The sequence below is a fragment of the Dapis hubbardiae BLCC-M172 genome (assembly GCF_050016015.1).
Lineage (GTDB): Bacteria > Cyanobacteriota > Cyanobacteriia > Cyanobacteriales > Microcoleaceae > Trichodesmium.
Genome location: NZ_JBNHEQ010000256.1, coordinates 1 through 5,488, shown reverse-complemented (window position 1 = coordinate 5,488; position 5,488 = coordinate 1). Strand labels below are relative to the sequence as shown.

Annotated in this window: 4 protein-coding genes and 1 rRNA gene; 2 read left to right on the top strand and 3 right to left on the bottom strand. The window is 33.4% G+C overall.

All coding sequences use genetic code 11. The annotated features are described in order from the left end of the window. Nucleotides 1-98 precede the first annotated feature (98 nt). The gene (locus ACP6PK_RS23955) at nucleotides 99-704 is read right to left on the bottom strand and encodes a hypothetical protein (RefSeq protein WP_426563298.1); all 606 of its coding nucleotides are present in this window, start codon (nucleotides 702-704) and stop codon (nucleotides 99-101) included. Between the two features lie 393 nt (nucleotides 705-1,097). Beyond that, entirely contained in the window at nucleotides 1,098-1,688 is a 591-nt protein-coding gene (locus tag ACP6PK_RS23950; RefSeq protein WP_426563296.1) for a hypothetical protein, read from the bottom strand. 91 nt (nucleotides 1,689-1,779) lie between these two features. On the opposite strand from ACP6PK_RS23950, the gene ACP6PK_RS23945 reads away from it, so the two are divergent. Both ACP6PK_RS23945 and ACP6PK_RS23940 read left to right on the top strand, forming a co-directional pair. Further along, a complete protein-coding gene (locus ACP6PK_RS23945; protein WP_426563294.1) occupies nucleotides 1,780-2,982 on the top strand; it encodes an NAD(P)/FAD-dependent oxidoreductase in 1,203 nt (400 codons plus the stop codon). Between the two features lie 965 nt (nucleotides 2,983-3,947). Then, entirely contained in the window at nucleotides 3,948-5,129 is a 1,182-nt protein-coding gene (locus ACP6PK_RS23940) for an RtcB family protein (protein WP_426563292.1), read from the top strand. 180 nt (nucleotides 5,130-5,309) lie between these two features. On the opposite strand, the gene rrf is transcribed toward ACP6PK_RS23940, so the two are convergent. Continuing rightward, nucleotides 5,310-5,426, bottom strand: a 5S ribosomal RNA gene (gene rrf / locus ACP6PK_RS23935). Between the last annotated feature and the right edge of the window lie 62 nt (nucleotides 5,427-5,488).

Here is a 5,488-nt window from a genome sequence, read left to right as displayed (position 1 = left end):
CGTTTTAGGGAGAGGTAATTATCAATTATCAATTATCAATTATCAATTATTGAACTTCTCTATACAATACCAATGCTACTGGACATGATAGAAAATATTTATTTTTGTTCATAAAGAATAGCTTTACCTTGTCTTTTTCCAGAATCCTTCCATCCTCTTTTTTCTAAATCACCTAATCTGTTAAGAGTAGTTATATATGCAGGAGAACAACCAAATAATTCAGCCAGTTCTCGTGCAGTTTTTAATTTTTTATTCTCCTCATTAGACTTCTTTTTTTCAACTTCTTTTTTGTCAATCCCTTCTGTTATTAATATTTTCCTATCTTGATATTTATTTCTAAATATTTCGCTTTTATGTTCTAAGTTTACTAATTTAGTATTATTTTTAGTAGTGACTAATTCTTCAGTGTTATCTATTTTTTTAATCCCTTGAATCAATTTTTTTTCTATGTATTTATCTATATACCTATCTAATTTATTTCCTATATACTTTCCTATTTCTGCATCAATTTTAGTTTCCAAACCAACTGATAAAATATTTTGATAATTACCTATTTCGTCTGCTAAATAAAGCTCAACTAAAAACTGTAGAACTTCTGACATAGAAGCACGGTTATCCTCGCACTTTACTTGAAAACGTTCCCACTTACTGCGAGGTAATTGAAAATTTATCTTAATTTTATCTTCTCGATTATTGTTAGACATATCCACCAAATACCTAGATAAAGAAATACTTAGTAATAAATGAAATGGCTTCTTGCTTGACAGTCTAGAGTCATCTATCTACTGGTTATGGTACTATTTTTAATTATAGACAAAAATGACAAAAATTATGGAAAAATTTTCTATAAAAATTACACTTAATTGATAAATTTTATTTTTATGAAGACTAATTACTTAATAATTTTTCTTAATAAAACTACTATAATTTACTTCTAGAAAAAGTATCTGATTAAATATATTACAATTATAGTAAAGAATACAACTCTAACTTCGTAACTCGATCTATTTATATTTATCAAAAATTATTGAGGAAATATATCAATAAATTTCGTCAAAAAATCTATATAATTAAAAAAACTAGCATTTAAGCATTAACTAATTTAAAAATAAACTTCCAGTTTCCTCAATTAACAAACTAGATTTATCCAAATTGAAATCATTAGTTTCAGTCATAATCAACTCTAAAAGACCTTTTTCAGCGATGACCTGTGGTTGTATCAATAAAAAGCCTCCCTTCTCACGATAGAAAGTAATATTCACAGGCACTTTCAATGTCCTTAAAATTACTTCAGATTTTCCTGATAACTGACGTTGTGTAGTATCTCCAATTACCTCATAGGAAATTTTAGCAGCAGTTTTATTTGTGAGTTTAATATTGACAAAACCATTCACAGGTTTAATAATTCCAAGAGGCAATTGTCTGTCTCCAGGTAAAGGAGCTGTTGAGCCATCAACAATTGATTTTTCGGAAGGCTGAGTTGGCTGAATTTGAAGACTATTTGATGGTAATACGGTCGAAGACTGTTTTTCTTGAGAAAAGGACTTAGGTATAGGAGAATCAAAACGAGGCAATTGTGCTAGGCTAATTGTAGGCCAAATTATACTTGATAGTAATATAAGTATAGGTCTACAAATTACAATCTTGAGTCTAGTATTTATCTTGAATAACTCATTAATCAATTGCATAATTATTTTGCTAAATAATCTAATGTTTGTTATTAGTTAAATACCTATTATTATATCAGGAAACTGTTACATTAAAAAATATAAAAAATATATGAAAAGTTACGATTGGATTGTAGTCGGGGGTGGTATAACTGGAGCTGCTCTTAGTTATGAACTGGTAAAAAAAGGTTTTGCTGTACTCCTTTTGGAAAAATATTCTACTTTAAAAAGTGCCACTCGTTATAGTTATGCTGGTCTACCCTACTGGTCTGCTACTACAAATTTGACCAATCAACTTTTTCAGGAAGGAAAACAACGCCATCATTATCTATCAGAAGAGTTAGAAATAGATACCCAGTTTCGAGAGTTAGATTTATTACTAACTATAACCCCAGAAGATGACCCAGAAAAAATAGCTACTAATTTCTCCCAGTGTAATACTGTACCTCGTTTCATAAGTGTCGAAGAAGCTTGTGAAATGGAACCCTTACTAAATAAAGAGGCGATCGCAGGAGCTTTGAGTGTGAGTCAAGGTCATGTTTCTCCAGAAGCTATAACTTTAGGATACTCTCAAGCATTTACTAGGTTAGGAGGTCAAATTGAAATTGCAAAGGTAAGTGGGTTAGTAAAAACTGGCAATTCAACCCATAGCTATCCAGAACGCATAACCGGAGTCTACACCACAAACAAAACTTATCACGCTGCGAATATTGTTATTTGTGCAGGTGGAATTTCCCGTCACTTCCTAAAGTCAGCAGGTATCCCTACCCGTATTTACTTCACCCATGCTGAAATGTTAGAAACTCCTCCTGTTGAACTGAAACTAAATACTACTGTGTTAACAGCAGTAGAAAAACGTTTAAATTGTGAAGCTGCTACAAGTACAGTTGAGTTTGAGCAAATGTGGGATGAACCTGGTCACGAGTTTGTACCATTTAGCTTAGACCCTGGCGCAATTCAATTTAAAAACGGTAGCATTAGAATAGGTCAAATTTCCCGCGTACTCACAGACCCCCACGCTAAAGTAGATCCTGTTAAAAGTGAAACTGCTATGCGAGTAGAGATAGGAAAAGTTTTGCCCGCCTTAGAAAATTTACCAGCAACCTGGAATCACTGTTTAATAGCATACAGTGCTGACAACTTACCTCTCATCGGAGCTATTCCTAATCTAGAAGGAATACATATTTTTTCTGGCTTTAGTAGTCCATTCACACTGGTACCTCCCCTAGCTAAAAGATTTGCTAATTATGTAGCTGGGGAACATGATGAGATTATCCAGCAATTATCTCCGAGTCGCTTTATAAATAATGGATAATGGATAATGGATAATTGATAATGAATAATGAATAATGAAAACTATAGCAATCCTAAATAGGTTGCAAAATTTTTTACACGAATAAAATAGAATTCTTATATCTCTAATTATTAATTATCAATAGACATCTCCAAAAACGAAAAATAAAATCAATTATTATCCGCAAATTATCAATTATTTCTACTTCCATTCAAGTTTTCCCTCTTCCTTCTTTTCTGGAGATTTATAATATAGGTTGTAACAATTCAAGAACTAGAAATAAACTCCGAAACTCTTACCCATTAACCATTGCCTCCAAATCTATTCCCAAAAAGTAGCAAGATTTTTTAGACGAATAAAATAGCATTCTTATATCTCTAAGAGACTTTTTGTAAAATAATTATTAAGAGAGCACGCGAAGTGACTAAAATCTAAAAGCGGTAATGCTTCAAGGGATTGAAAGAAGGTAGATAGAGAAGTATTCAGTACATATATTTCTAGATTTAATAGCGACAATATTTGCCCTTGTATTTCTTCGGACCTCCATACCTATTCCCAGTTAAGTGTTCCCTATCTCCTTTTTATATTTCCTGATACATTCAATCGACTTTGTTGGATGAAAGTAGCGATAGAGTATCCATTGCGCAGAGATATTGCTCTCTTTCGCTATTGATGTTCTATTCATCTATTGGACAATAGTAAGGGTTGGTAAATTAAACTTAAAAGCTTTTACAGGCAAAGGTTTCAGCCTTTTCTATTTTAAAATTGATGTTAGATTCATCTATTGGACAATAGTTACAGCAGTTTCCGCGTAAGTGTGGCAGCTATATACTTTCATGCAACAAAGCCCATTTAATCTCTAATTATCCATTATTAATTATTAATTATTAATTATCAATATATCCTTACCTAACATTCCGTAATTATTTTGTGTTACGCTGTATTACAAATATAGATGAACAATCAAGAATAACTAAAAATCAAATATGCCATACGAAAAACTAAACCTCTCAACCCCAAAACCCGTATTGTCTTGGGCAAATCATTCCCTAGAGCATCAAGAACACAAAATGGCCAAAAATGTAGCATCCTTACCATTTGTGTTCAAACACGTTGCTCTAATGCCAGATGTCCATTTGGGTAAAGGGGCATTAGTAGGTTCTGTCATTGCCACAAAAGAAGCAATTATTCCTGCTGCTGTAGGTGTAGATATTGGTTGTGGAATGTGCGCCATAAAAACACCTTTTGTTGCCGAGCAACTAGAAGGCAAACAAAAAAAAATCAGACAAGATATAGAAGCAGCTATTCCTGTAGGATTTTCTGACAACAAAGAAATAGAAAAATCTGTCACTAACTGGCAGAATTGGAGAGAGTTTAAAGAATTACATCCAGGAGTAAAAAATCTAGAAAGTAAAGCTCTCAAACAAATGGGTTCTCTAGGTGGAGGCAACCACTTTATCGAACTTTGTCTGGATACAGAAAACAATGTTTGGTTAATGTTACACTCAGGTTCCCGTCACATTGGCAATAAATTAGCTCAATGTCATATTGAAACTGCCAAAGAATTAGCAAAATTGGCAGATACAAAATTGCCAGACTTAGACTTAGCTTACTTTGTAACTAATACACCAGAATTTGCAGCTTATTGGCGCGACTTACAATGGGCACAAAATTATGCTCGGTTTAATCGAGATGTAATGATGGCTCGTTTTAAGCGAATAGTTGAAAAGCACTTAGTGGGAGGTAAACCAACAAAACCATTATTAGAAGTTAACTGTCATCATAATTATGCAGAGAAAGAAGTACATTTTGGAGAAGAAGTTTATGTAACTCGAAAAGGTGCTGTCCGAGCGCAAGAAGAAGATTATGGAATTATTCCTGGTTCAATGGGGGCAAAATCTTTTATTGTCAAAGGCAAAGGAAACCATGAAAGTTATTGTAGCTGTAGTCATGGCGCAGGCAGATTAATGTCTCGAACTAAAGCTAAAAAGAGTTTTTCTGTAGATGATTTAGTTAAGCAAACAGAAGGAGTAGAATGTCGGAAGGATGGAGGTGTTATTGATGAAATTCCTGGTGCTTATAAATCTATTGAAGAAGTAATGAACCAGCAAACTGACTTAGTAGAAGTTGTGGCAACTCTTAAACAAGTTGTTTGTGTAAAGGGGTAATTTTTCTCTTCTCTTCTACCAAGAAAAACCAAAAAGCCTGTTTCTGAAATATGAGAAACAGACTTTAATTAATAATAACCTTGGCATTGAGTCTTCCTTCCTCAAAAAAAAGATATCAATAAATCCTAAAACAACAAAACATCTTTCCCACATATCAGAAAGATGCTTTGTTAAATATTACCCTGGCATCGAGCTATTTTCACATGGGGCTACCCCCAAAGTATCTTCGCCAGCACTACGTTTCACTTCCGAGTTCGAGATGGATCGGAGTGGTTCCATAGCCTCATAGACACCAGGAAATACTAGAAACGTTGAAGGCTGCATAGTAGAGAAGTCAAAGGTTGAAATGGAGGTCAAGC